This is a genomic window from Bradyrhizobium sp. LeoB3, assembly GCF_055456055.1.
Genome location: NZ_JBVBEF010000001.1, coordinates 301,748 through 328,039, shown reverse-complemented (window position 1 = coordinate 328,039; position 26,292 = coordinate 301,748). Strand labels below are relative to the sequence as shown.

Genomic DNA, 26,292 nt, shown 5'->3' with positions numbered 1-26,292 from the left:
GCTCACTAGGCACGAAGCGCGCCACGGACACGTGCGATCCATCCCGGCCTGATACCGTCGACCCGATAGGTGATATTGCGACGAAGAAAATGCACCCTGCGCCGCACGTTCCATCTTATGTCGCTGCTCGACGTCAGTGCCTGCCGAAAACGCGCCATTTGCAGGGAGTGTTGGTCGGCAGCCACTTTGTCCGGATCGGAGTAGAACTCCGATATCTTGTCCTTGCCCATGCCGCCGGTTTCGAGCCAGCGCGGCACATATTCCATGCAAAGACGCTCGACATCCACCAGAAGACGGCTCACTCCGGTGCCGGCTGCAGGACAGTTGGTTTGAAACGCGTCGCCAATCAGCACGACGCCCGGCTGCAGATGGCCTTCGGCGACAGACAGGTCCATCACCCAATTCTGCACCTGACCGACGACGCTGAAATCTCCGAGATAGGACTGCAATCCCGGCATGAGGCGAAGCAGCGTTGATCTCGTCTCCCGTCTCAGCTCGCGCATGATCGGATCGGTCGGATCGCGAAACATGAACAGGTTTGCCCGCATGCCGCCCCGCACCGGAAACAGGCTGAGATAGTCGACGCCGTCGATGGCCCGTTCGCCATAGCAGGTGAGCGCCTCGAATTCGAACGGCAAATTGTCCGGACGCGCAATCGTGAAGCCGAACGAAACCGAATGACGCTCGGCGAGAATGCGCCGCGTGATTCCGAGACCGTATCCAAGAGCTCCGGCCATGCCCGTCGCCAGGACAACGAGACGCGCAGTGACGCGTGTTCCGGAGGCCAAAACGAGATGCTGAACGTCATCGCTGCAGCTCACAGCGGTCACTTGGTCGACAATGAAGCCGGAATGACCCGGCATCAGACGTCGTGCCAGGCCAACGAGGTCGGCATAGGGAAGGCCGTAGGTTTGGCCGGCACTGACGTCGACCACCCGGCCTTCTCTGATATTGATCACGCGGTCGTATGCGCACGCGACCGCCTCGAGTTCGCGGATGAAACCCAGCCTGCGAAAGACATCGACTTGTCGTCCGGCGATCTTCTCGACGCGGAATTCTTCCGGATAAACCGCTCGCTTGTCGATCAGGACGACCCGGTAGCCAGCCCTGGCGAGGACTGCCGCCGCGAGCGATCCCGCCAGCCCGCCGCCGACAATCGCTACGTCCGTGGTGATGGTTTCACGTCCCTCTTCCGCGATCGGTTGTATCACCTTATTCACCATCATGTTTGCCGGCTCTGACGATTGATGCCGGCCGAACTGCAATTTTCCCGCCTGATATCCACTTCGCCGAACCGGCACGGTCATTTTTGAGCATCGCAGTTAACGCCCGCGGCCTGGTCCAGATCTGGCGACGTCCCGGCACGCGCCTTGCTCAAAGAGTATCGTGGAATCTATTCCCGCTTACTCAGCACTAGGTGAACCATTGTTTATCGTCAGGTCAGCAGGTCATTTACGTGCAAACGGCCGGTGGCTGTGCAGATTTGGCTTCAGCAATCATCTTCGTGCCGCCGCAGCGGCGATCCTGGGAAACCATCGTTTGCCCTGTCTGAAGACAGCCGGGACAGCGGCGTTCCACAATGGAGCAAGGCCGCAGGTCCGCCGGACAGGGCAGGTTTGCGCCGGTGCATTTACCGGGTGGGGAGAACGAAATCTTAGGTGCCGAACATTAACACTCTCGGCTCGCGTGCGTGTTAGGCACTGGGCCATTGTCTGCTACGAGCATCTTGAAAGGAAAGATGCCTTGTACTTCGCATGATCGAATCCATTCTCCAATTGATGCGACGCGACGTGACCCGCGGTGTTGCCGGGACCATCCTTCTGAAGGTTGGCAGCGGCGGCCTTGCGTTTGCGCTGTTCTCGCTGGCAGCACGAACCATGTCGCCGGATGCGTTCGGCGCTTTCGCGATGTGGCTTTCTGTCGCTCAGATCGCATCCGTCGTGGGGCTGGTCGGCCAGGAACTGCTCCTGGTTCGTTTCTTGAACGAGTACCAGGTGCGCGAACAGGCCGATCTCGCCAAAGGTGTGCTGCTATCGAGCCTGAAGATCTCCTCCATTGGGATGATGGTCGTCATTGCCGCGATCGCGGCGGCCGCGAACGTGCGGGGCGATACGTGGCTGCTGATCCTGGCCGTATCCGCCTTTACGGCCGTGAATGCAGGGCTGATGCTCGGCAGCCAGATTGCACGATCGCTCATCAGCATTCTGATGGGGGAAGGCAATCGGGAGTTTTTCTGGCGGGTCGTCGTCGTGCTGTTTTTAGTAGCGATATTGTTCGGCCATGCGCGACTCGATCCCGCACAGTTGCTTACCGTGATGGCGGTCGCCATGGCCATGGGGCTCGTCGTTCAGGTCCTTTCGATCGCACGCGCTCTGCCGAATTTGCGCAATGTGCCGCCGCGCTCGGAGAACTCACGCTGGAGATCGAGCGCGCTTCGCTACTGGGTTTCTTCCATTCTTGAAGCGGCCAATCAGTACTTCGACGTGATCCTGATTTACTGGATGCTGGATCCGGCCACGGCCGGCATCTATTTTGCCGCCTCCCGTCTGGCGAACATCTTCGCCATGCTCTCTGCCGCACTTTATAGTTTCGGAGCGCGCCGCCTGCCCTCGCTCTACTTCAGTAAAAATCATCAAGAGTTCAGCCACACGCTGCAGCTCATGGCGGAGGTGACCGCGCTTTGCGTCATCGCCGGGCTCGTCCTTGTCTGGATCGGCGCACCCCATCTTCTCGGCCTGTTCGGACCTCATTTCGCAGCCCAGCAATGGGTCCTGATCGTGCTCGCGCTCGGAACGGCTTTTCAGGCAGCTGGTGGTCCGTCCGCAGCCATCCTGCAGGTGACCGGCCATGAGGGTGACTATGTTCCCGTCATCGCCGGGAACGTCGTGCTGCGGCTGATCGGATTCCTCGTTCTAATTCCCTGGCTCGGCGTGCTCGGCGCCGCGATTTCGGCCACTGTTTCGCTGGCGGTCGCCACCATCGCCCTCAACGTCCTGTGCCGCCGCCGCACCGGCGTTGATCCTTCGATCCTGGTGCTTTCTCGCCGCTTGTCCTCGAAAGCCGAACCGTATCCGGTTCGTGTCGCAGACGCGAAGGATTAGAAGGATTAGAGGTAACTCAGCCCGCCAGCCCCAAGGTCTCGCGCTGAGATTGAGCAATGACGGAACTGATGGATACGCGATTGACGACAAGCCCCATCGGCACCGCGCCGGACTTCGACAAGCCAGCCGCAGCCCGCTGAATTGCCGCCGGAGCGGCAGCTCCGTCGCGAACGACCACGACGATCAGATCGGCATGGGCCGCCAGCGTCCTCACGTCGGGTTGTGCCGCAAGAGACGATGCGTCGACGACGATCAGATCGAACTCCTTGCGAATGTCGTCGGCAGGGAGCGCGCCTGTTTGCGTGCCGGCACTCAAGAGCACACTGACAGAGCGAAGATCTGTCTTGGTGATGCCCTGCTCCTGCCGGTCGGCCGCGACCGGCTTTGCAGCGGACAGATCCGATTGCAGCTCGATCAGAACACTGAGCATCCCCTTGTTCACGGCCGACCGATTGAGCGATCGTGCGACAGTGCTGCCTCCCGCGCCGTTCTCGATCGACATCACGAGGGCTACCTTGCCACCGGATCCCGGCAACTTGTCGATTTTCCCGATCAGCGAGCGCAGGTAGGCACTCAGATCGAGCTCGGCGGCTGCCGCAATCGGCTTCTGCCAGACGCTTCTGGTGAATTCCCGTGCCGGCAGGTCGGGAATGCGGGCCCAGACCGGCAGCTTCGGCGGCAATTCGGGCTGGGGTGATGATGCCGCCTGGGGCAATTCGGGCTGGAGCGAAGGTGAATTTGCCCGGCGAACCTTCGGAGTGGGCTTCTCCAGAATGTTCTTGATGTCCGGTACGGCAACTGCCGCCGTCGATAGCAATATCGAGGCAATCGCAAGCACGGCGAGGAGCAATGCGAGCGGCGGCCGGGTCGGACGAAGCGGTGGAATGGCAAGCGAAGCGATCTTGGTCTGCGAGCTCTGCAGCAGGCGCTGCTCGTTGGTGGTCTTCGACCGCGACAGAAATTGCTCGTAGATATTCCTGTTGGCTTCCGCGTCGCGCTGCAGCTCCTGCAGTCTGACGAGCGCCTGGCCGTCGACCAGTATCTGCGATTCGACCGCCTTCAACTGATCTTCCAGCGATCTCTGTTGCTCGCGTTGGGCCTCATATTCAGACTTTGCAGTTTCGATGTTCTTCTTCCGCTCGATCTCAATCTGCCTGTTGAGATCGTTCAACTGGCTGTATGATATGACGAGGTCAGGATGGCGATCGCCGAACACCGCGCGTTTCTGCGCGATCTGGTCGTTGAGCGCCGACCTCTGAGCTCGCAGGGCACTCAGCAGGTCTTGTCGAACCGGCCCATCGACATTCGCCTTGAGGTCGCGTTGCGCCTGCTCGTAGCGAGCCCTTGCTTCTTCGGTACGAGCGCGAGCGGCCGAAACCTGCTGCGTCAGATCGGTAACGCGCAATTGCTGGGTCGTGGCGTCCTTACCGGCATTGACGATCCTGTGCTCGAGCTTGAAGGCGGCAACGGCATCCTCTGATGTCCTCAGCCGGTCATTCAACGTCTTGAGCCGGCCACTGAGCCAATCGGCGGCTTCGTCGGTCGCCTCAGTGCGGACACGGCCCTGGTTAGCGACGAACGCCTCAGCTATGGCGTTGGCGTAGTAAGCCGCTCGCTCCGGACGGTTCGAAGTGAATTTGAAGCCGATAACGTAGGTGAGCCCACGGCGGGAAATATCGAGCCGGTTGCGGAATCTTTCGAGCAGACGCGTGGTGTCGGATTGACCGCCGGCGATGTCTTCATCCTCTCGAACCTTGAGCTGCTCGATAAGCGGGCGGAGGAAGCCATCGGACTTGGCGATTTCAACCAGGCTCTGAAGCGCGGCGGCATCCTGGCCGATACCCGGCAACACGTCCTGATCCGTGGTCACGCGCTGCTCTCGGGGATCGACAACGACCAGCGCTGTGGCCGCATACCGAACCGGAATCAGCAACAGAGCGATGACACCAATGGCGAAGATGGCCAGCGCGAGCATCAAGATGCGTCGGCCGTTTTCCCGCAGAAAGGAAAGCATGCCGGAGAAGGTTAGCAATCCCTTAACGCGTTCGGCGGGTCCGGTGCCAGGCGGCGGACGCGGAGCCTCCCACGACGCCGCCGTGGGCTCCGTCTGACCGGAACGTCTCGGGCCTGCGCGGCTACCGAACATCATGGGTTTTGACTCGAATTCAACTGGCAGACACTGTTCAGTGGCCCTGCCCCCAACGTAAATATCTATGGTTAATCGGCGGTTACCCTCTCTCGCCAACGCCCTAACCAATTAGTTAACGAACTGGCTCTATGTTCCGCGCGGATGCAACGACATCTCCCCTGTGAGCGAGATGCGCTGCATTAACCCCATTGTGCGCTGGCCGGTGTAGGACCGAGCATCGCGTGATAGGCATTGCGAAAATGGGGGGAAGAATCCCCACTCCCTCAACCGTTGAGGAATCCGTGTTCCGTTACCAGCCAAGCACAGAATTGCGCGAGGCACCGATACGATCGTCGGCAGCGTCACGCGATCGGTCAAACAGCATCAAGCCAAAGCGACGTGTCGTTCTGGTGCAGACCCAGGCGGAGAACGCCGGTGCTCAGGAGATCACACGGCTGCTTGGTGCCGGCTTGACCGCGCGCGGCTATGAGGTCTTCAATCTCTTCTTCTTCCGCAAATCAGACTCCTTCGACGAGCCGCCGAACACGTTCTATTGCGCGCAGAACCGGCCAGGAAATCCGCTGGCGCTGTTGCGGATGCTGTGGAAGCTCGGCGGCCATATCAGGGCCATCAGACCCGATGTCGTCCTCACCTTCCAGCATTTTGGCAATGTGATCGGCGGAGGCGTATCGCGCCTCGTCAGTCGCGCTCCGGTTATTGCCAACCAGGTTTCATCCGCGATGTCGATGAGCTGGCCTGTCCGCGCCGCCGACATCGTCATGGGCAGCGTTGGCTTCTACGATTGCATAACGCTCAACTCGCGCGAGATGGAGCGTGAGTACGCGCGTTACCCCGCCCCTTATCGATTGCGCATGAAGCATGTCCCACACGGCTTCGACGACAAATCGCTTGATCTGCCGAAGGATGTCGCGCGGCAACAGTTCAAACTGCCGCCGGATCGTGTGCTGCTCGGTTGCGCTGCAAGATTGCACCCCCACAAACGGCTCGATGCGGCAATACGTCTCTTAGGCAGTGAACCGTCCTGGCATCTTGCGCTGGCCGGCCAAGGCGCGGACGAGGAACGGCTGAGGCTGTTGGCAGACGAGTTGAAAGTATCCGACAGATTGCATCTTGTCGGCGAGATTCCGCCGCGGCGGATGGCCGACTTTCTTGCCTGCCTCGACGTGTTCGTGTTCCCAACGCAAGCTGAAACCTTTGGCCTGGCCGCGGTTGAAGCCGCGAACGCAGGTGTTCCCTCCGTCGTGAACGATCTCCCCGTTTTGCGAGAGGTGCTGTCGTTTGAAGGAAAACCCACGGCGCTCTTTGTCGATGCCTCGGACAATGCGGAATTATCGGCCGCCGTTTCCGCAATTTTAACAAACAGAACGTTGCGCGACGAACTGCGGCAAAACGCCAAGGGCCTGAGGTCGCGCTATTCGGTAGACAGCATGGTGGAGGAATACGTCCAAATTCTCAGCCAGGCTGTTTGATCGGCACGCATTAGGCACAAGAGCGCAGATGGGCCGGACATGATTATCGAATTTCGCTGCGAACGCGAGCATGCACGGCGGTGGATGTCCCGCGAGGCGCTGTCCGTCGGCGGCCGGGACGTCCCGGTTCAAATCGCGTGGACAACAACTTCGGAATCTCGGCCTGCTGGCTTGGAGGCGCTGTTCGAACTTGAACGGATGGTATTGCGGAGGGGCCAGCGCAGCGGCGCCGACAAACTGAAAGTCATCCCGGAACGGTCGCAGGCCCAGGCCGGCAAGGCCGACGTGATTGTCGACTTTACACGCGCCGGCCGCGATCCGGACTGCTCCGCCCGGCTATATCTGCGCCCGCAGTTCAATGGGATACCAGGGGAAACTGCAGCGCTGGCAGCCATACTCGCGGGTGACTTGCCGATTATCGAAATCGTCAATGAACTCGACGGCACGGTGCTCGATCGCGGTCATCCGTCCGGAGAAATCGCAGTCGGCTTGAGCGGTGCGCTCGAAACAGTCATGGCGCGAACCCTGACCATGCTGACAGCGATCCTGTCAGGAGCGCCGAGACTAGTTCCGGAGCTGGCGTCGTCGACCGGCAAAAACACCCCACGACCGGCGGCCACCTATGTTCTGCGCGGCCTGGCCGTATCGATCGCGAAAGAAATATATCGCCTTTGCTGCTATGCGCCTCATTGGCACATCGGATGGCGCCACAGTGAAAATGCCGACGTGTGGCGAACCGGAGATCTATCCGGGCCCGACTGGAAAGTGCTCGGGGATCCCGGAGATCATTTCTACGCCGATCCCTTCCCCGTCAAATGGAAGGGAAGGACATTCGTTTTCTTCGAAGATCTCGATCACCGGGTGGGCAAGGGCATCATTTCCGCGGTCGAGTTCGACCGCACCGGTCCGGTCGCAAACGTCGTCCCCGTACTGGAAGAGCCATGGCATCTGTCCTATCCCTTTCTGATCGAGGACAATGACGATCTCTGGATGATCCCGGAGAGCACAGAGCATCGGGACGTCGCGGTTTACAAATGCGTTCGGTTTCCGGACAAATGGGAGCGTCACTGCACGCTGCTGTCAGGGCTTGAACTGGCCGACGTGACCATCACGCGGCACAACGGCATGTACTATCTGTTCGGCGCCTGGCGCGACGGCACCGGAGGCTATTCCGATACGTTGGCGATCTTTTATGCCGAGCAACTCTTCGGACCCTGGCTGCCACATGCGAGCAATCCGGTTCTGATGGACCGCGCAAGCGCGCGACCCGCGGGCAACTTCGTGACCATCAATGGAAACCTGTGGCGACCGGTCCAGGATTGCTCCGACGGATATGGCGCAGCGCTCGGTCTTGCCGAAGTTCTTGAACTGTCGCCGACCACGTTCAGACAGGTCGTTCGGCACTCCCTTAAGCCAGGGCCTGCATGGCCGGGCCGGAAGCTGCACACGCTGAACCGCTGCGGCCAACTCGAGGTGATAGACGGATCGCGGGTGCAGCCGAAGATCATGGCTTTCGTGGACGGACCTGCACCGGCCGTTTCGGCATCCTCTGGGAGTGATGCAGCTCGGCGGGAGCCAGCCCGATCGCGGAGCGCCCCTAACAGCGTTCTGGCCGCCGATTAGTCTTTGCGCTGGTCGGCGATGATCACCGATACGGTTCGCGCTTATCAAGTCAGCCAGATGTGAGAAGAAAGCCCGCGCGTCGCGGGCTTTCTTTCTCCGCTACCAGCCGCGATAACCGCCGGTACCGAAGCTGAAGGTGACACCTGGTCCGCCGCCGTAGTACGGCCGCTGATATCCATAGCTGTTGTAGTATGGGCGATAGTAGCCATGGCGGTGGTAGCCATAGCGATGATAGCCGTAGCGGTGGTAGCCGTAGTGGTGGTGATGACGGTGCATTCCGTAGTGATGGTGGTGATGGCCCCTTCCACGAGCGCTCAGATCGGTGGACCGGCTCTCATAGCTGCCCGCCTTCGCCGCCGCCTGCCGATCTGCCGCATTTGCGGCCGAACTACCAATCAGCGCTGCAGCACCGACCGCCAACGTGATCGCTAACCTCTTCATGGTCGCACTCCATTTCGTGTGTGAAGTTCAATCCCGCAAGGAGCGCCACGTTCCGGGCTGCGACATAATACCCAGCCGTTTAGCTGCGGTTCATCTCCATGAACAAGTCCCTTTCGCGAAGTGGATGATGACATTACTTACGGCCTCATTGCGCAATCCTTCAGATCGCGACCGCTGACAACAACACAGCGCGTTCTTCAGCATCCGTTCGCCCCTCCTCGAGCGGTAGCGCGTGACAACGATCGGAAAACGGACGCGTCGGTGCGCCAGGCCTGCGGGCGCAGTGAAGCCAGCCGACGCCTTGCCTGCGACCCGCAGGTCGCCATCAACAGCGAATTCATACGCGATTGAAATTCCTGTGCTTTCCAGACTTCCCGCGAAAGTCGACGGCACCGATTTCGGCTTCACGCTGCACCGCAATGCCTATCGGTGCGCTAACGACAGCTCACCCCTTGCTCCCGCGAAGATGATATAACATCGGACATCAGGAGCTATCGAGGCTCCGCGACCAAGGATTTGGCTTACGCAATCAACTGCGATCAAGACGACGGCGCTCGAAGAGATGCACTCCGAAATCAGGCAGGCGATCGTGACTGCGGTCGGCCGGCGCGGGAAGTGGAGGACGTTATGGCGTGGCGTGACGACAAGGCCCGAGCAACCCTGATCCACGAGGCCGGCGGGAGCGTGCAGCCGGGCAAGACGCCACGAGCCTTTGCCGAGCTTCTGTTTGGCCACAGCAACATCGAAGACCTCGCCAACTACGATGCCGTGTCGCTGGCCTTTTTGGCAGAACAAGCCTGGGAACATGTGCAGCGGCGTACCGCTGATCGTGCCGACATCCGCGTTATCAATCCGATGATGCCAGACGGACGCGAGATCTCCGTGCTGGAAATACTCAACGACAACATGCCCTTCCTGTTCGATTCCACGATGGCGGAGCTCGCCGAGCAGGGCATCGAGGTCACGCTGGTCGCCCACCCGATCATTGCCGTCGAGCGCAACGAGCAGGGCAAGCTGCTGCATTTCTACGGCGAGACGCTCCCCGAGGGGGTAAACGGCGAGCGCGAAAGCCTCATTCACTTCCACATCGCACGCCTGGACGCCGAGGCTGACCGCCAGAAGCTGATCGACGGCCTCACCAAGACGCTGAGTGACGTGCGCGCCTGCGTCACCGACTGGCGCGCCATGCGCGCCCGCGTCGAGCAGGCGATCAAGACCTTCAGTTCCAATCCGCCGCCGATGCCGATCGACGAGGTCGCCGAAGCCACCCAGTTCCTGCAATGGCTGTGCGCCGACAATTTCACTTTTCTCGGCCTGCGCGAATACCGCTTCGCGCCGGATAGCGATGCGCCGGACGGCATCACCACCGGCGAAGGCCTCGGCATCCTGCGCGATCCCGATGTGAAGGTCCTGCGCCGCGGCGCCGAAATGGTGGTGATGACGTCGGAGATCCGCGCATTCATGCGAGAGCCTACCCTGCTCATCGTCATCAAGGCCAATGTGAGCAGCCGCGTCCATCGCCGCGCCCGGATGGACTATGTGGGCATCAAGCTCTTTACGCCCGACGGCCGGCTCGACGGCGAATTGCGCCTCGTCGGCCTGTTTACCTCGGCCGCCTATACCCGTTCGGTGCGGCAGATCCCCTATGTCCGCCACAAGGTGGCTCAGGTGCTTGAGCGCGCCGGCTTCGAGCCGGACAGCCATTCGGGCAAGGCGCTCCTGCATATCCTTGAAGAATATCCGCGCGACGAGCTGGTCCAGGTCGACGTCGAGACTCTCTACAATTTCGTCATGGAAATCCTGACGCTCTATGAGCGTCCCCGCGTGCGCGCGCTAGTGCGGGCGGATAAATTCAACCGTTTCGTCTCCATCCTCGTCTTCATTCCGCGTGACAAATACGACACCGACGTCCGTACACGCGTCGCAGGCTTCCTGGCGCGGGTCTATAACGGGCAAGTGGCAGCCTCCTACGCAGCTTTCCCTGAAGGGTCGCTTGCCCGCATCCACTACATCATTGCGCGCTTTGAGGGCGATACGCCTGTCATCGAGCGCGCCACGCTCGAATCCGGAATCAGCGCCATCGCCGCAACATGGGCTGACAAGCTGAAAGCCGCGCTTGCGACCACCGCTGACGGCATGCGAGCCCGCCTGATCGCCAACCGTTATGCACGAGCCTTTACCGGCGGCTATACCGAGGTCTTCGACACCTCTCAGGCGATTGCCGATATCGCCATCATCGAAAAGCTCACTGCCGCTCGCTCCGTGGCACTTTCGGTTCACCGCATCGACGGCGACGATCCGACGCGCTTCGGCCTCAAGGTCTTTTCGCGCGGCGCGCCCTTGTCGCTGTCGTATCGGGTGCCGGTGATCGAAAATCACGGCCTGCGCGTCGTGAACGAGCGCACCTATGAGATCAGGCCGAGCGCCACACCCTCACCTGCACCGGTTTGGCTGCACGACATGACGATCGAGACCAATGATGGCAAGCCGATCGTCATCACCGCGGAATTCGCCCGACGCCTGGAAGCCTCGATCATGGCGGTCGTGGGCGATCGCGCCGAATCCGACGGATACAACGCGCTGATCCTGCGCACGGTCCTGAGCTGGCGCGAAGTCTCGGCCATCCGCGCCCTCTCCCGCTACCTGCATCAGATCCGCGTCCCGTTCACTCAGGACTACATGTGGGAGACTCTGCGCAAGAACACCGCGATCACCACCAGCATTGTCGCTCTGTTCCAGGCTCGCTTCGACCCACGCCTCACGGTGACCGATGCCGAGCGCTCGGCGCGCGAGACGGCCCTGCTTGCCGAGATTGAAGAGCAGCTCAAATCCGTCGCCTCACTGGATGAAGACCGTATTCTGCGCCGTTTCACCAACCTGGTGCAGGCCGCCATCCGCACCAATCTATGGCAGCTCGGTCCGGACGGGCATCCGCGGCCGGTGATCTCCGTTAAATTCGACGCGCGCAAGATTGAGGAGCTGCCTGCACCCCAGCCGCTCTACGAGATCTTCGTCTATTCGCCGCGTGTCGAGGGCATTCATCTGCGTTTTGGCAAGGTCGCGCGCGGCGGACTACGCTGGTCCGACCGGCCGCAGGATTTCCGCACCGAGATCCTCGGTCTGGTCAAGGCGCAGCAGGTCAAGAACGCTGTTATCGTGCCGGTCGGCGCCAAGGGCGGCTTCGTGCCCAAACGTCTGCCACCTCCTTCCAATCGGGAGGCCTGGATGGCGGAAGGCACCGAAGCCTACCGCATCTTCGTTCGCTCGCTGCTTGAACTCACCGACAATCTTGACGGCGACACGATCGTGCCGCCCGAAGACACCGTGCGGCACGATGGCGACGACCCTTATCTCGTTGTCGCAGCCGACAAGGGAACCGCGACCTTTTCCGACATCGCCAACGCGATCTCGACGGAGAAGGGACACTGGCTTGGCGACGCTTTCGCCTCCGGCGGCAGCCAGGGCTATGATCACAAGAAAATGGGCATCACTGCGCGCGGCGCGTGGGAAGCGGTCAAGCGCCATTTCCGCGAACTCGGCACGGATATCCAGACCAAGCCCTTCACCGCTGTCGGCGTCGGCGACATGTCCGGAGACGTCTTCGGCAATGGCATGCTGCTCTCGCCGGCGACCAGGCTCATTGCGGCTTTCGATCACCGCGATATTTTCATCGACCCTTCACCCGATCTCGCCGCCAGCAACGCCGAGCGCCAACGCCTGTTCGACCTGCCGCGGTCGAGTTGGCAGGACTACGACAAGTCAAAGATCTCCCCGGGCGGCGGGGTATTCTCGCGTTCGCTCAAGGCAATCCCGCTGGCGCCGGAAGTGCGGACCTTGCTTGATCTCGACAAGCCGCAGGCCACGCCTTTCGAGGTGATCACGGCGATCCTCAAGGCACGCGTCGACCTTCTCTGGTTTGGCGGCATCGGCACCTATATCCGCGCATCAGGGGAAAGCGACGACCAGGTCGGCGATCGCGCCAACGATCCGATCCGTGTCACCGGCGCTGATATCCGCGCGCGGGTGATCGGCGAAGGGGCCAATCTCGGCGTTACGCAGCGTGGCCGCATCGAAGCCGCGCAGAAAGGCGTCAAGCTCAACACCGACGCCATCGACAATTCGGCCGGGGTCAACACCTCCGATGTCGAGGTCAATATCAAGATTGCACTGGCGCGCCCCGAACGCGAGGGACGCCTCAGTCCGAACGACCGCAACATGCTGCTTGCCGCGATGACCGATGAGGTCGGCGCCCTGGTGTTGCGCAACAATTATCTGCAGACGCTGGCGCTTTCGCTGGCCGAACGCAAGGGCCTCGCCGAGACCGGCTTCCTCACGCGGCTGATGCAATCGCTCGAGCAGCGCGGCCTCCTCAGCCGCGCCGTGGAATTCCTGCCGGACGATGCGGCGATTGCCGAACGCGCCCGGCGCGGCCAATCCTTGACTCGGCCAGAGCTGGCCGTTCTGCTCGCTTACGCCAAGCTGACACTTTACGACGATCTGCTCGTCACCAACGTGCCTGATGATCCATATCTCGCCCGCGAACTATCCGAATACTTCCCGCGCGAGGTTCAGGGCAAATTCCCCGCTGCAGTGGAACAGCATCGCCTTCGCCGGGAGATTATCGCAACCAATCTCGCCAATGCTTTTGTCAATCGCGGCGGCCCCGCCTGCGTCGTGCGCCTGATCGACGAGACGGATGCCGATGTGTCGACGATTGTCATGGCCTTCGTGGCGGTTGACGAGTGCTACGGCCTGAAGCGGCTCAATGACGCGATCGATCGGCTGGACACTCGCATCGCCGGGCAAGTGCAACTTGGCCTCTACGCGGCGATTCAAGATCTGCTGGTCTCACGTATGCTCTGGTACGTGCGCAACGTCGATTTCAAATCGGGTCTGGACGCGGTCATCGCCCGCTTCGGCCCGAGCATCCGCGAAATCGCCGCCGGATTGGATAAGACCCTGCCGGACGACGTGCAGGCCGGGCGCAGCAAGCGGCGGCAGGACCTGATCGATGCCGGCGTCCCGGGCGAGCTCGCGATCGAGCTCGCTGATCTCGACGCCCTGGTCTCGGCACCGGATATCGTAACCGTCGCGGAGCGCACCGGCCGGACCATCGGCGACGCCGCTACGACCTTCTTCGCCGCCGAGGCCAATTTCCGCCTCGATCGCCTTATCGCCGCCGCGCGCAGCGTGTCGGCAAACGACAATTACGAACGTCTCGCCATTGATCGCGCCGTCGACCAGATCGCCGCCGCCGAAAGAAGACTAGCTGCGGACATGCTGGCAACCGGCCAATGCGGCCAGCAAGCCGCGGGCGACTGGCTCGCCGCTCATCCTGAAGCCACGCGCATCCGCCGCTCGGTCGAGGAAATCGCAGCCAGCGGCCTGACGCTCGCCAAGCTGACGGTCGCGGCAAACATGCTGGGGGATATGGTCAAGAGCTGAGCGGGCTCAAGCTGTCGGGAAGCGGGATTCCAGGAGGTCGACTTCCCTGACCAACTTGCGGGCAATCTCGTCGGAGAGCTGCCGGCTACGCGCGATGCGGTACAGTTCGGCCCGTTCGGCGCGGAGTCCGATAAGACGGAGGCGGCGTTCGACATCGTCGATTTTCTGCGCTAGTTCGGCTTCCTGGCCGACCTTGGAACGCCCGTCGATACGCTGGCGATATAGCGCCATGATGCGAACGCCGGCATCGGTATAGAGATCGGCGTCAACTTGCCCTTCACCCATGTCGTGCTGGGCCTGCTCGATCGCCCGGATCGCGGCTTCCGCCGCAGCGATGCGCGCGCGATCTTCTTCGGCCTGATGCGATGGCTCGGGTGGAAGCTCCAGATCCCTCAGCAAGAACGGCAGCGTCATGCTGGCAGCGATCAAAGATACGATGATGACGCCTGCGGCGAGAAAGATCGCGAGATCGCGTGCCGGAAACGGCGAACCATCGTTCATCGTCAACGGCAGTGTCAGCACGCCCGCAAGAGTAATGGCGCCGCGCACCCCGGCAATCGAGGTCGCCGCGATCAGGCGCCAGCTCGGAATATAGGGCTTCTCGCCCTTCAGATGCGCGCGAAACAACGTAAATCGTAGGGACGTCCAGACCCAGACGAACCGCAATGCAGCCAGAGCGAGATTGATCGCGACCACATAGACGAGGAGCCAGAGCGGCGCACGATGCCCGGTCTCCTGGACCACTCTCGCCGCGCCATCGAAGAGCTGCGGGAGCTGTTCGCCAAGCAGGACGAAGATCACGCCGTTCGCGGTGAATTGCACCAGGTCCCAGACGGCACTGCGGCGAATGCGGGTCGCAGGTAATGCCTGCCCGCTCTGCTCGACGTAGCTCATGGTGATCCCGGCGGCGACGGCTGCAAGAATGCCCGAACAATGCACGTATTCGGCCAGGAGATAGGCGCCGAACGGAATCAGTAAACTGATCAGGATCTGCGAGCCCGTCTCTTCGCCAAAATGGCGCGAGACCCAATTCTTCGCGACGGTCACCGCCCATGTCACAACGACGCCGATGGCGATGCCACCGGTCGCAAGCCAAAGGAACGTTCCGAACGCGGCGAAAGCCGAAAACGAACCGGTCAGAGCTGCAGCAACGGCAAACCGCATACAGACCAGGCCCGATGCGTCGTTGAGCAACGATTCCCCTTCGAGGATGTGCATCAGCCGGCGGGGAATTGGTATGCGTGCTGCAATCGCGGAAACGGCAATCGGATCGGTGGGAGAAATGACTGCGGCGAGCGCGAAGGCGACCGCGAGAGGCATCGCCGGAATGATCCAATTGACGAAATATCCGACACCGACGACTGTGAATACGACGAGGCCGAACGCCAACTCCAGGATCGTCCCCTTGTCGCGAAATAGTCCTTCCTTGGGGATGCGCCAGCCGTCCAGAAACAGCAGTGGAGGCAGGAACAGCAGGAAGAAAATGTCCGGTTTCAATTGGACGCCGAGGTCGGCCACGGCAGCAATCAGCACGCCGATGACGATCTGAACGAGCGGCAGGGGAAGCGATATCGGCAACATGCGGGCAACTCCGCCGCTGACGACCACCGCCAGCAGCAGAATCAAAGCAACGGTAACGGTCTCCACGCTCTCTCTCGCATGCGTAGTGTCCGGGATTTACCGGGCATCATAGCGACGCCACCCGAATCATTCCACCATCCATCACGCGCCCCACCTCCACCCGAGTCTGTCCTCGCGTTCCAATTACAGGTATGGCAATTTACTATCTCGGTCCTCAGGTTCTGGATGAACTTCCTGATGAACGATCGGCGGGCCGACCACCGCCGGTGTTTATTATGGCTTGGCGCCGATCTTGATATGGATCGCGTCGGCGCTTTCTTGATTATCCGGGACCTGTTTCACGATTGCGGTCAATCCCTCGTTGCGCATGGCGTGCAGAAGGACAGCGGCTGGCTTGCCCGCCGCTCCCCAATCCGAGTGTCGCGATTCGGCGATCTGCACTTCGACGCCCTTGAACACGACGATGCCGGCCGCAGGCTTTCCTGGCGGGATGTATCCAGAGCCTTGTGCAACCGCCTGCCTCTTCCAACCAGCGACATCAAGCGCCTTTCCGACATCTTCCATCAAGGCAACAGCTTCGGGGTCAAGCTCGACCGAGAAATCGAACGGAGTGCCACGAAATTCCTTGAGGGCATTGGCAATCCGCTGTTGGGATGCGGGGCCGAACGTCCGCGGGCTGTCGGCCCAATATGCCAGAGCGACGCCGACCAGGACGAGAGCGGCAAATGTGATCGCCAGTCCTCGCTCCCAGGCGCCTTTCGAAATCCCGAGAACCAGAAGAGCAACCTCACCGCTCAACCCTATCAGAAGCAGGATCTCCCCGATCTCCTTCACCCAGCTGAAGAGGACCAGGGAAAACGCGGCGGTATTTAACATCAAGCTCTCCAAGTCGCAGGCTGGCAGGCGGCTTGGGGGACCGCATCACTCGTAACTGCGGATTCGACATGCGAAGGTCTGGACCTAAGCAACGGGAGATTAATAAGTCGCTAGCGGTCAGGGCGCGCATCGTGCGGTGGTTCGTCGCGCGGATCCGGCGCGGTTGCGCGGGGATCCGGTAACTACCGCAGTCCCGCTCGCACGGCCATGGCACGTACATCGAAAGGAGTGAGACCATAGGCCCGGCGGAAGGTTCGGTTGAAATAGGACAGATCACCAAATCCGACCTGAAAGGCGATTGCGCTGATGGCTCTGTCGGCAAACCGCAGGTCTTTGAGCATGCGATACGCGCGAGCAAGGCGCTGTTCGAGCACGAAAGCTGAAAACGATGTTCCCTCGGCCTCGAAAAGCTTGCGGATATAGCTCGGCGAGATTCCCTGACGCTGCGCGATAGCGACAATATCCGGGTCAGGCCGGCCAAGATTGTCCTCAATATCTGCCTTGATGGCCTCGAGCCGCGCGGCGCGCAGTCCACGGCCCCTGGCTGCCTCGACGAAGTCTTGGGTCGCACCGATTGCGAGCGCGGCGAGGTCGATAACGTGGGTTGCGGCGGTTCGCGTGAGACCCGGTGCTTCGGCCGGCCCTCCCTGCCGCAGCGCCTCGACATACCGGATCAGCAGCCGCAGCGCATCGTTGTCCGGCGGAATCTGGCGTGCATATACAGCACCGAGATCCGGGACCAGGGCGGCGAGATCTGGTCGCGGGAGCGCGATCGTGAGAAAACTGCCATGACAATGCATGGTGCTCACCGATGGATCGGTGGCCGAGAGAACGACACCACTTCCGGCACGGCCCACGATCTCCCGGCCGAACTGCGACGTGGTCGATTTGCCGCTGATCAGAACGGAGAGGCCGACGAGATCCTTCGATTTTGCGAGATGTTCTCGGGTGATGTGATAGTGAGCTGCGGAGCGGGATCCGGAAACGATCCCGACCCCAGGCAAAGCCTGAAACGTCACGCTCGCCTGGAACGGAGCGTCGTCGATTGGTTCGATATCGACATTCGCAATGTTGCGGCCATAGATCTCGCGCCACATCGCAAGGCGCTTGGTTTCCGGAAACTCATCAGTCGACACAGTGAGCGGCGCAAGCCGTCCCGAATCGTTCATTTCAACCTCATCATAGGCAAGACGCGCTTTCAACTCGAGCACATGAAGTTTGTGGCATGAGGTTTTTAGACTACGGCTGCAATTTTCGGGAAAAGGCGATTGAGCGCATCTCTGTCAACGCCATCTGCGCCTTGCCACCAGATGACTGGATAGCTCCAGTCATTCTTGTGACCGGGAGGCCGGTCTCTAAGCTCACCTGGCGTAAATGCCTGCAAAAAACCGCACCGGCCAGCCGGTTTGAGGACGCCGCAATACCCGAGAATTTGGATGAGCACGCGCCGCTCCGAGCCGTTCGACTTGATCACCTTGCTGATGCGCTTCTCCAGCTCATTCGGCTTCGCTTTCGGTGTCAAGCCAGACGCTATTTCGACGATTCGGGCGAGGATCGAATAGTCCTCCTGTGTCGGCGCGGCCAAACTGGCTTTTTCGAATTGCGTTAGGTCGAACCAGCAATACAGTGGATGGACATGACGAACGCCGCCCCACTTCCATCTCTCGAAACTCAGGACGTTGAGGTCTTCGACGGAATGGCCGTAAAGGCCACAGAGACGACAATACACCCGGCCGCTCGGCACTTGGCCACGGGCCTGTTCGACGAGCCGATGATCTGGGAAGTGTGCGGCGAAGGAGAAGCTGCCCAGCGCTGAGCGCAACTCAAGCCGACGTGTGCTGAGGCTTGCCAGAAAGGCGTCTGTTACCTGTTCTATACTCACGCGGTTACGAACAGTGAGCAGCCCTGCGATGATGTCGTCATGCGTCACCGTGACGGGATCGAACATGTAACCGGCCTGCCGAGCGTATTCGAAATCCGCGGAGTCGATCGATTTGTCTCGCTTCCAACCCTTTGGCGACCAATAGGTGTCAAGAAGTATTTGAAGGGCCTTCTTGTCACGCGACACATCCGCCTCCTACATCTCCAGAACACAATGCCCTATCCGCAAATAGCACGGCTGGGCAATGACCACGTTCACCGCGTTGCGGACACAAGAGACGAAACTTCGTTAGTCCGTCCACGCCGACCCGCTCCGTCGCCTCGGGTAATATTCCCGGCGATCGTCGGGCAACCATCCCGAGCCCACCCTTCCTCTCTGAGCTATTGCCGCGCGTGCAGGATCTCCGCGCCACAACCACGCGAAAGAAGAGCCAGGGAGGAACATATGTGCACATTGCCTCACCATGCCGGCTGCTCTCACGGTGCAGGCGGACTCAATCGGCGTTACATGCTGAAAAGGCTCATGGCCCTGGGCCTGACGGCTCCGCTCGCCACGCTCGTCCTCGATCGCAGGGCCATAGGGGCCACTAGCTTTCTCGACCGCGCGGAGCTCATCGACGGCATGACGGCGCTCATCGCCAGGGCCAAATCCCCCGAGCTCCGCGAGGCCCGCGTCCTCGATCTCTCCGGCAGCGAGTTACCGTGGAAGGACCTCGGGATTACCCTCGCCAAGGGGCAGGAAGTGACGTTCCTGCTCGGCGGCCGCGTGTGGCTCGCCCGCGAACAGGATCTGTGGGTCGAGCCTGGCGTTGCGTTTCACGTACGCACCCGGGGCGCCCGCCCCATGTTCAATCCGATGAGCAACACCGGGACGATGACGGCCGCCGCCGACGGTCCCCTCGAAATGGCGCGATCGCTCGTCGAGTTCAAGGATTCGGATGGCGAATTGGCGGTGCCGAAGGACGAGTACGCCAAGGCGGACGCGCACATCTACGGCGTGGCGCTGGTCTGGCGCGGCACCGCGCTCGCCGGCCTGACGAGCCTGCTCAGCCACGGCGACGTCGACGGCATCGTTGCCGCGGAACTGGCGCGGCTCCAGTCGCCCCGCAAGCTGCCCGCGGGCTGGCACAACTTCTTCATGCTGGGCGGCGGCCCGGTCATCTTCAATGATATCGGCAATGGCGCGATTGCCGTCGAGCCGCTGAAGAACGCCGGCATTCTGCAGCGCCCTGTCGGCATCGAACTGAAGCCGCAGACCAAACTGAGCTGGCGCTGGATCGTCGAGGAGCTGCCGTCGCGGCTGCCGGAAAACCAGCTCACCTCGCACGACTACCTCTCCATCGCCGCGGAGTTCGACGACGGCCAGGACATCACCTACTTCTGGAGTTCGAGCCTGCCGATCGGCACCGCATTCCGCTGCCCGATCCCGCGCTGGACACCGCTCGAGTCGCACATAGCGGTCCGCAGCGGTTTCGCCGATCTCGGCAAGTGGGTCAGCGACGAGCGCGACATCTACGCGGACTACAAGGAGCACATCGGCGGCCCTGCCAGAACCGTGGTCAACATCTGGCTGCTGGGCGTCTCTCTCTTCCAGCGCCGCAGCGGCTCGTGCCGCTTCGCCGACATGCAGATCTCCCAACCGGGCGCCGGAGCCCTGAAGCTTTGAGACAACGCGGGAGTGAACCGGTTCAATCGGCTCGCCGCTAGCAGTTCTTAGGACGTGGAAAATCGCTTAAGGCCCGAGGCTCGACCAGCAGGCCCTGTCGTTCGAGCTGCGGCGCGTCCTGCTGAAGCGCACGACGACGGCATATCGGGCACTGTTCGCGTGAGCAGGGCATCGCCCGCCGGCAGAAACTCGAGATCATCGAGGCCAACGCAGTGCAGGCATGCCGGGCCGATCGGTCAAGCGTCGCCGCTTGCGCAGGAAAAGATTCGAAATTATATGGTCGCTAAGATACAAGGTAGCACATGACCTTCCTCTTCGCGAAATTCGAGATGCGAATGCCCGTCCCGCAGGAGATTTGCTGGAGGGATTAAGCGCGCACACGCGCCGTTCGGACGAAGCGGACCCGAGCCCTCCCATCCTGCGGAGGGCTTTTTAGTATCCGCGTCCTCTCGGCCACACGGAGTGCGTCATGACGAAGTATCTGATAACAAGCGCGTTACCCTACATAAACGGCGTCAAGCACCTCGGAAATCTTGCGGGTTCGCTGCTCCCCGCGGACGTCCACGCCAGATTCAGACGACAGACCGGCGCGGATGTTCTATTCATCTGCGGCACCGACGAACACGGCACGCCGGCGGAACTCGCCGCGGCGGAAGCACGCTGCGATGTCGCCTCCTACTGCGAGCGTCAGCATTTCGTTCAGCGCGACCTCTATCGTCGACTTCATCTGTCCTTCGACCACTTCGGAAGGTCGTCGTCGCGCCGCAATCATTCCTTGACGCAGCACTTTTTCTCGCAACTCGATAGGAACGGCTTCATCGAGGAGCGCACACTCAATCAGGTGTTCAGTGCGACGGACGATCGCTTCCTGCCCGATCGTTACGTCGTCGGCACCTGCCCGCATTGCGGATCGAGCCGCGCTCGCGGCGATCAATGCGAAGTCTGCGCGCGACAGCTCGATCCGACGGATCTGATCGCGCCGCGCTCGGCGATATCCGGCGCCACCGATCTGGAGGTGCGCCAGACACGCCATCTTTTTCTCCGACAAACCACCATTGAAGCCGATCTACGCGAATGGCTATCCTCGCGCTCGGGCTGGCCGCCGTTGGTGACTTCGATCGCCAACAAGTGGTTGGACGAAGGGATCCGCGATCGCTGCATCACCCGGGATCTTTCATGGGGAATACCGGTTCCGAAACCGGGCTACGACGGGAAGGTCTTCTACGTTTGGTTCGATGCGCCGATCGCGTACATCGCAGCGACTCAGGAGTGGTCGGATGCCAACCCCGAGCGGAGGGATTGGAGATCGTGGTGGCTGGACGCGTCGGACGTTCGATATGTGCAATTCCTGGGAAAGGACAACATACCGTTTCATGCCGTCAGCTTCCCTTGCACCCTGCTGGGGTCCCGCGAGCCTTGGACCACCGTCGACGTTATCAAGGGTGTGAACTGGCTGAACTATGAGGGCGGCAAGTTCTCGACCAGTTCGGGTCGCGGCATCTTTCTCGATCAGGCACTTGAATTGCTGCCGGCGGACCGATGGCGATGGTGGCTGACGGCCAACGCGCCGGAAACATCCGACGTCGATTTTTCATTCTCCCGGTTCGCGACTGATGTCGATCACGATCTTGCCGACACGTTCGGCAACTTCGTGCAGCGCGTCTTGAGCTTCGTGGTCTCGCGATACGACGGCGTCGTCCCAGGCGGCGTTTCCGATCCGGTCGATGGCGAACTCTCCGCCCGGATCGAGGCCTTGGTCGGTCAGTTGCGCGAGCGCCAGGAAGCTCTGGCCCTGCGGGGCACCGCGGATGCCATACGCACGATATGGAAGACGGCGAACGCCTACCTCGTCGCAAAAGCACCCTGGTCGCTTATCGCTTCAGATCCGGACGAGGCCGCTTCGGTGATTAGAACCGCCGTGAATCTCATCGGCATTTGCGCGCGTGCCGCCTGGCCGATCGTTCCGGATGCTGCGGAAAAGGTGCTCAAAGCGATCGGCGACTTGGAAGCGGTGCCAGCGTTCCCTTCGACGGATCACCTGACCCGAATTCCGGCCGGTCGCCGGATTAGCCATCCCGGACCACTGTTCGCGAAGCTCGGGGCCGAGTGGGCAGCTTCGCAGCGTCAGAAATTCGGCGGATAGAGCGTGCGCGATCGGGCGGCTTTACCCCCCGGTCCACGCAGTGCGCCCTAGTGAATGCTAACCAGCCGCTTCGTCGCGAGAGCTCAAGCCGGCTCTCACTGTCTGTTACAAAGTCGATCGATCAGCCGATCGGTGACAGCGCCGAATATCTTGGAATCGTCATAGGCACGCGCCGACAGCATTGCTCCGTGAACGGTCGCCATGAAGGCCTCCGCTTCAATTCGGGGAGCATCAGTCAGCGCAAATCTTCCCTCTCGCTGGCCACGCGCGAGGACCGAGGTCAGCCAAGCTGAGAGTGCCCGGAAATGGGCTCTTACTTCGAGGGCCACTTCCGCCGGGAGAACGGGAAGCTCGCTCGCCAAGAGTGCGCACACACAGAATGGCGCGCTGGCGTCTCTGATGCAGGCCGCCCAATAACCCGTATAGCTCCGAAGCAGTTCGAGCGGATCGGAAGTCTGTCGTTCCAGGTGTGCGATACCGGCGACGGCCTCCTCCCGATATTGAGCGATCAGCGTACGCACCAAATCCGCTTTGGTCGGGAAATGATGATGAATGCTTGGCTTGCGAATGCCGACAACCTCCGCAATGTCGGCGTAGCTGAAGCCGTTGTAGCCCCCGGCTATGATCAGGGTCCGCGCGCAAGCAAGGATGTCGTCTGCGGTGGTGGATAGGTTATTCATGCTTGTCATCACTACCTTCTAGTTGGTAGAGTGTCAATCGCTGAAAAGCGGCGTGGTTTGTGGCTATTGACACTCGCCATCATCCTACCTACTAGTAGGAAGACAAATAGCGGAGTTATCAAACATGCAAGGTCAACGCTCGCAAGTTCCGACCGTCTCGGCGTCCGGTTGGTTGAAGGGATATTACTATGTTCGCGCGGCTTTTTCGCTGATCTGGGTAGCTCTCGCCTTCACCCTTGGACGCCACGTTCCGCAAGTCGCTGCGGTCATGTTGATTGTCTACCCGGCTTGGGACGCGGCCGCGAACTATGTGGATGCGGCGAGCAACGGCGGCCTCGTCGGCAACCCGAGCCAGACGCTCAATCTCGTGGTCAGTGCACTCACGATGTTCGGTGTCGCCGCCGCGCTTACGCAAAGCATGAACGCCGTTCTGGCCGTCTTCGGTGTGTGGGCCGTCCTGTCCGGCGCATTCCAACTCGCGACGGGCGTTCGCCGCTGGAAATCCTATGGAGCACAATGGGCGATGATTCTGAGCGGCGCGCAATCCGTCCTGGCTGGAGTGTTCTTCATTCACGTAGCGGGCGGCGCGAAGGTGCCGAGCATCGCCGACATCGCACCCTACGCTGCCTTTGGCGCCTTCTACTTCCTAATTTCGGCGATCTGGCTGACGGTAAGGGACGCTCGTCGCGGAACGATCCATACCGCCGCGTAGGGACGGTCGCCCTAACGGGAAACGAAGCGTTGCTCGACGCGTAGCGGGCAGCGCGCCGAGTAGGCGTCGGCTCATGGGTTTGTTTTCGAGGAGCGGATGCCCGTCGAAAAAAGGCTTTATCGGTCGGCCTTGGGGCCGCGCATGGCGCTGTACCGCGCCGAGTCACGGCCGGTGATGGCGGCGGCCATGATGATGCAGGAATGCGCCGGGCGCAAAATCATAAGAGCCGTAGCGGCCGCCGCAGTAAGAGACGCCGCCGCCGGCCGACGCACACGCGCCCTTCAACACGGGCCAGTCGGGAGACAAGCTGGCAGCAGGCGTTGGCCTACCTCCATTTAGAACGTCCAGATTGGGATAATTGAACGCGAACGCGCCCGGCTCCTGGATGGCGGCCCTTATGGTCCCGTTGGGATTGTAGTCGCTCCTCGGATTATACCCGGAGTCGCGTAGATTTTTGATATACAGGGCGCGGTCTTGCGCGAATGCCGGCGTCGCTGCGGTCGCGGACAGCAGCACGGCCGTTGCAATAGCTTTGAATGAAATCATTGTCGTTTTCTCCTGTATCGACCGGTCGCAGATCCGCGCGCGGACAAGACAATGCGGTCACGCTTCGTGAGGCGAGCGTGAGGTCCAAACGCGAGCGACCGGCTTGCAGCATCCGATGCGGATGCCTTCGGCCTTGACCTAGGGAGAGATCGGCCTGTTCCGTTTAAATTCCGCTTCCGAAGCTCAACTCAGCTTGAAACGCGCGTTACCGAGTCAATCGCCTGTAGTCCGTAGAAAGCGGATTGCCGCGCGACAGGACGTCGTGACGAAATCGATCCCTGGCGCACTGGTCATCTGACTGCCCTCGATTACTGTGTAAAGCGAGGCACGTCTATGAGCTGTCTCACTCCTCGTTTTTTCGTGATGTTTGCTTGTTGCCGTGCCGCGGCCAATTCCGGCCCCGACGTGTCAGGGCGGCAACAATAACGCTTACTGCTGTGGATGAGTCTTCTGTTGGCCCCTCTCGGGCTTCAAGCAATGTTCGTTTCTGCGATCACATCAGAAATACCGGCCCGATGCTGGCGAGCCCGCGTTGTGGCGCCAAGACCCGCAGCAGTGGCGCGTGCCGCTCGCCGGCGGTGCACGGCAAAAAGCGCTGCCGCATGCACGGCGGCGCCCAGGGATCCGGCGCGCCAAGGGCAAACCAGAACGCGCGCAAGCACGGCCTGTTCACCAGGGATGCGATCGCCGAGCGAAGGCGGATTCAGGCGTTGTTGGGGGAGGCGCGGAAGCTGCTGGAGGAGATGAAGTGACTTGCAGGCGACGATTCATCATCGCGCCTTCCACTGGATCCGCTTTGAACCCTGCCGACATATCGGTAGGGTCTCTTCGTCATTGGGATTGGAAGCGGCAGGGCGCACCGGCTCCGCCGCAATCGCACGCGCGATCTCCCAGCCACGGCCTGTCCGGATGGTCCTCGCATACCCGGCTGCAGCTAATCGCACCTGGCGGAACTGAATCACGAGAACAGTTCCTTCACGCGCCTGAAGCTCGGGTGCGTCAGATCTTAACCTCAGTGTGAGCCCGCTTCAGGCGCCATTCAGCGGATAGTTCGATCGTCCGAGCGCGTTTAAGCGTACAACGAGCTTCTCGGCTTCCTCTGTCAGGTATGATGCAACAGCGCCACACTTCAGGTGTTTTGTCAAAAGTCGGGTGGTTCCGATTGTCGAAAATGCGTTGGGCGCGTTAGCCCGTGCAAGTTAGAGCTTGCTAGTGGAGAAACGTATGAAACGCGCTCTTTTGACTTCCGCCGCACTGCTTATGTTGGCGGGTACTGCTTCGGCCGCTGATCTTGCCGCCCGTCCCTACACGAAGGCCCCGCCCCCCGCGGTCGCTCCGGTCTACAACTGGACCGGATTCTATATCGGTGGTCACATTGGTGGAGCCTTCGGTGGTGACAGCAACGTCCTCGATCCGAGCTTCGGGAACAACGACGACGGCACGTTCATGGGTGGTGGACAGGTTGGCTTTGACTATCAGTTCTCGCCGAACTGGGTATTCGGCCTCGAAGCCAACTATAGTTTTCTCGATACCAACAGCAGCTTCGCCAATCGTGGCCTCGGCTCGGTGACCGGCCGTCTAGGCTATACCTGGGGACCGGCTTTGCTGTACGTCAAAGGCGGTTACGCTTGGGCTGACACGCGCTTCACCAATGGCTTCAACGGCGACAATGATCGCAACGGCTACACCGTCGGTGCCGGCCTCGAATACATGTTCGCCCAGAACTGGTCGGCCAAGCTCGAATACCAGTACTATGACTTCGGCAACGTCGATGTGTTCTTGGCGGGGTTGCCGGTCGGCAGCTTCCGCAACGACGAACACACCGTCAAGGCGGGCCTGAACTACCGCTTCAATTTGGGCGGCCCCGGCCTCGTGACGTACTAACCCGAGCGACAGCTCGAAGGCAAAAGGTCGGCATCTGCCGGCCTTTTGTTTTGCGGCAAATGAGGCGAGGGCGCCAAGGCCTCGCCCCCAAGACC

18 protein-coding genes are annotated in these 26,292 nt (G+C 61.0%); 9 read left to right on the top strand and 9 right to left on the bottom strand.

The window, feature by feature from the left end; translation table 11 throughout:
- Positions 1–5 precede the first annotated feature (5 nt).
- Positions 6–1,226: an FAD-dependent oxidoreductase gene (locus ACZXDY_RS01435; RefSeq protein ID WP_464344171.1), complete on the bottom strand. Its 1,221-nt coding sequence runs from the start codon at positions 1,224–1,226 to the stop codon at positions 6–8.
- Between the two features lie 528 nt (positions 1,227–1,754).
- On the opposite strand from ACZXDY_RS01435, the gene ACZXDY_RS01430 reads away from it, so the two are divergent.
- A complete protein-coding gene (locus ACZXDY_RS01430) occupies positions 1,755–3,101 on the top strand; it encodes a lipopolysaccharide biosynthesis protein (RefSeq protein WP_464344170.1) in 1,347 nt (448 codons plus the stop codon).
- Between the two features lie 16 nt (positions 3,102–3,117).
- Here the strand turns inward: ACZXDY_RS01430 and ACZXDY_RS01425 are convergent, their stop codons facing one another.
- Entirely contained in the window at positions 3,118–5,250 is a 2,133-nt protein-coding gene (locus ACZXDY_RS01425) for a GumC family protein (protein WP_464344169.1), read from the bottom strand.
- 281 nt (positions 5,251–5,531) lie between these two features.
- On the opposite strand from ACZXDY_RS01425, the gene ACZXDY_RS01420 reads away from it, so the two are divergent.
- Together ACZXDY_RS01420 and ACZXDY_RS01415 are read left to right on the top strand one after the other, a co-directional pair.
- Positions 5,532–6,719 (top strand): glycosyltransferase family 4 protein, encoded by a 1,188-nt coding sequence (locus ACZXDY_RS01420; RefSeq protein WP_464344390.1) that lies wholly within the window; start codon positions 5,532–5,534, stop codon positions 6,717–6,719.
- 39 nt (positions 6,720–6,758) lie between these two features.
- On the top strand, positions 6,759–8,342 hold the full coding sequence (locus tag ACZXDY_RS01415) for a glucosamine inositolphosphorylceramide transferase family protein (RefSeq protein ID WP_464344168.1): 1,584 nt from the start codon (positions 6,759–6,761) through the stop codon (positions 8,340–8,342).
- A 99-nt stretch (positions 8,343–8,441) separates the two neighbouring features.
- Here the strand turns inward: ACZXDY_RS01415 and ACZXDY_RS01410 are convergent, their stop codons facing one another.
- On the bottom strand, positions 8,442–8,783 hold the full coding sequence (locus ACZXDY_RS01410) for a hypothetical protein (RefSeq protein ID WP_028161687.1): 342 nt from the start codon (positions 8,781–8,783) through the stop codon (positions 8,442–8,444).
- Between the two features lie 615 nt (positions 8,784–9,398).
- Here ACZXDY_RS01410 and ACZXDY_RS01405 point away from each other — a divergent pair.
- On the top strand, positions 9,399–14,228 hold the full coding sequence (locus tag ACZXDY_RS01405) for an NAD-glutamate dehydrogenase (RefSeq protein ID WP_464344167.1): 4,830 nt from the start codon (positions 9,399–9,401) through the stop codon (positions 14,226–14,228).
- Positions 14,229–14,234: 6 nt separating this feature from the next.
- On the opposite strand, the gene ACZXDY_RS01400 is transcribed toward ACZXDY_RS01405, so the two are convergent.
- The 4 genes from ACZXDY_RS01400 to ACZXDY_RS01385 all read right to left on the bottom strand — a co-directional run bounded on the left by ACZXDY_RS01400 (position 14,235) and on the right by ACZXDY_RS01385 (position 18,753).
- Positions 14,235–15,875, bottom strand: a complete 1,641-nt coding sequence (locus tag ACZXDY_RS01400) for a Na+/H+ antiporter (protein WP_464344166.1) — start codon at positions 15,873–15,875, stop codon at positions 14,235–14,237.
- A 207-nt stretch (positions 15,876–16,082) separates the two neighbouring features.
- Positions 16,083–16,685, bottom strand: a complete 603-nt coding sequence (locus ACZXDY_RS01395) for a hypothetical protein (protein ID WP_464344165.1) — start codon at positions 16,683–16,685, stop codon at positions 16,083–16,085.
- Positions 16,686–16,867: 182 nt separating this feature from the next.
- A complete protein-coding gene (locus ACZXDY_RS01390; RefSeq protein WP_464344164.1) occupies positions 16,868–17,854 on the bottom strand; it encodes an AraC family transcriptional regulator in 987 nt (328 codons plus the stop codon).
- 65 nt (positions 17,855–17,919) lie between these two features.
- Complete coding sequence (locus ACZXDY_RS01385) at positions 17,920–18,753, bottom strand: hypothetical protein (protein ID WP_464344163.1); 834 nt, start codon at positions 18,751–18,753, stop codon at positions 17,920–17,922.
- 336 nt (positions 18,754–19,089) lie between these two features.
- On the opposite strand from ACZXDY_RS01385, the gene ACZXDY_RS01380 reads away from it, so the two are divergent.
- Together ACZXDY_RS01380 and metG are read left to right on the top strand one after the other, a co-directional pair.
- Complete coding sequence (locus ACZXDY_RS01380) at positions 19,090–20,232, top strand: DUF3047 domain-containing protein (RefSeq protein ID WP_464344162.1); 1,143 nt, start codon at positions 19,090–19,092, stop codon at positions 20,230–20,232.
- A gap of 469 nt (positions 20,233–20,701) precedes the next feature.
- Positions 20,702–22,375, top strand: coding sequence for a methionine--tRNA ligase (gene metG, locus ACZXDY_RS01375; protein WP_464344161.1), 1,674 nt, complete (start codon positions 20,702–20,704; stop codon positions 22,373–22,375).
- Positions 22,376–22,470: 95 nt separating this feature from the next.
- Here metG and ACZXDY_RS01370 read toward each other — a convergent pair whose 3' ends face one another.
- The gene (locus ACZXDY_RS01370) at positions 22,471–23,055 is read right to left on the bottom strand and encodes a TetR/AcrR family transcriptional regulator (RefSeq protein ID WP_464344160.1); all 585 of its coding nucleotides are present in this window, start codon (positions 23,053–23,055) and stop codon (positions 22,471–22,473) included.
- Between the two features lie 124 nt (positions 23,056–23,179).
- On the opposite strand from ACZXDY_RS01370, the gene ACZXDY_RS01365 reads away from it, so the two are divergent.
- Positions 23,180–23,767: a DUF308 domain-containing protein gene (locus ACZXDY_RS01365; protein WP_464344159.1), complete on the top strand. Its 588-nt coding sequence runs from the start codon at positions 23,180–23,182 to the stop codon at positions 23,765–23,767.
- A gap of 162 nt (positions 23,768–23,929) precedes the next feature.
- On the opposite strand, the gene ACZXDY_RS01360 is transcribed toward ACZXDY_RS01365, so the two are convergent.
- Positions 23,930–24,313 carry a hypothetical protein gene (locus tag ACZXDY_RS01360; protein WP_028161677.1) on the bottom strand — a complete coding sequence of 128 codons (384 nt, stop codon included), beginning with the start codon at positions 24,311–24,313 and terminating at the stop codon, positions 23,930–23,932.
- 515 nt (positions 24,314–24,828) lie between these two features.
- Between ACZXDY_RS01360 and ACZXDY_RS01355 the strand changes: the two genes are divergently transcribed.
- Entirely contained in the window at positions 24,829–25,065 is a 237-nt protein-coding gene (locus ACZXDY_RS01355; RefSeq protein ID WP_464344158.1) for an HGGxSTG domain-containing protein, read from the top strand.
- A gap of 472 nt (positions 25,066–25,537) precedes the next feature.
- Positions 25,538–26,197 carry an outer membrane protein gene (locus ACZXDY_RS01350; RefSeq protein WP_028161675.1) on the top strand — a complete coding sequence of 220 codons (660 nt, stop codon included), beginning with the start codon at positions 25,538–25,540 and terminating at the stop codon, positions 26,195–26,197.
- Positions 26,198–26,292: the final 95 nt, after the last annotated feature.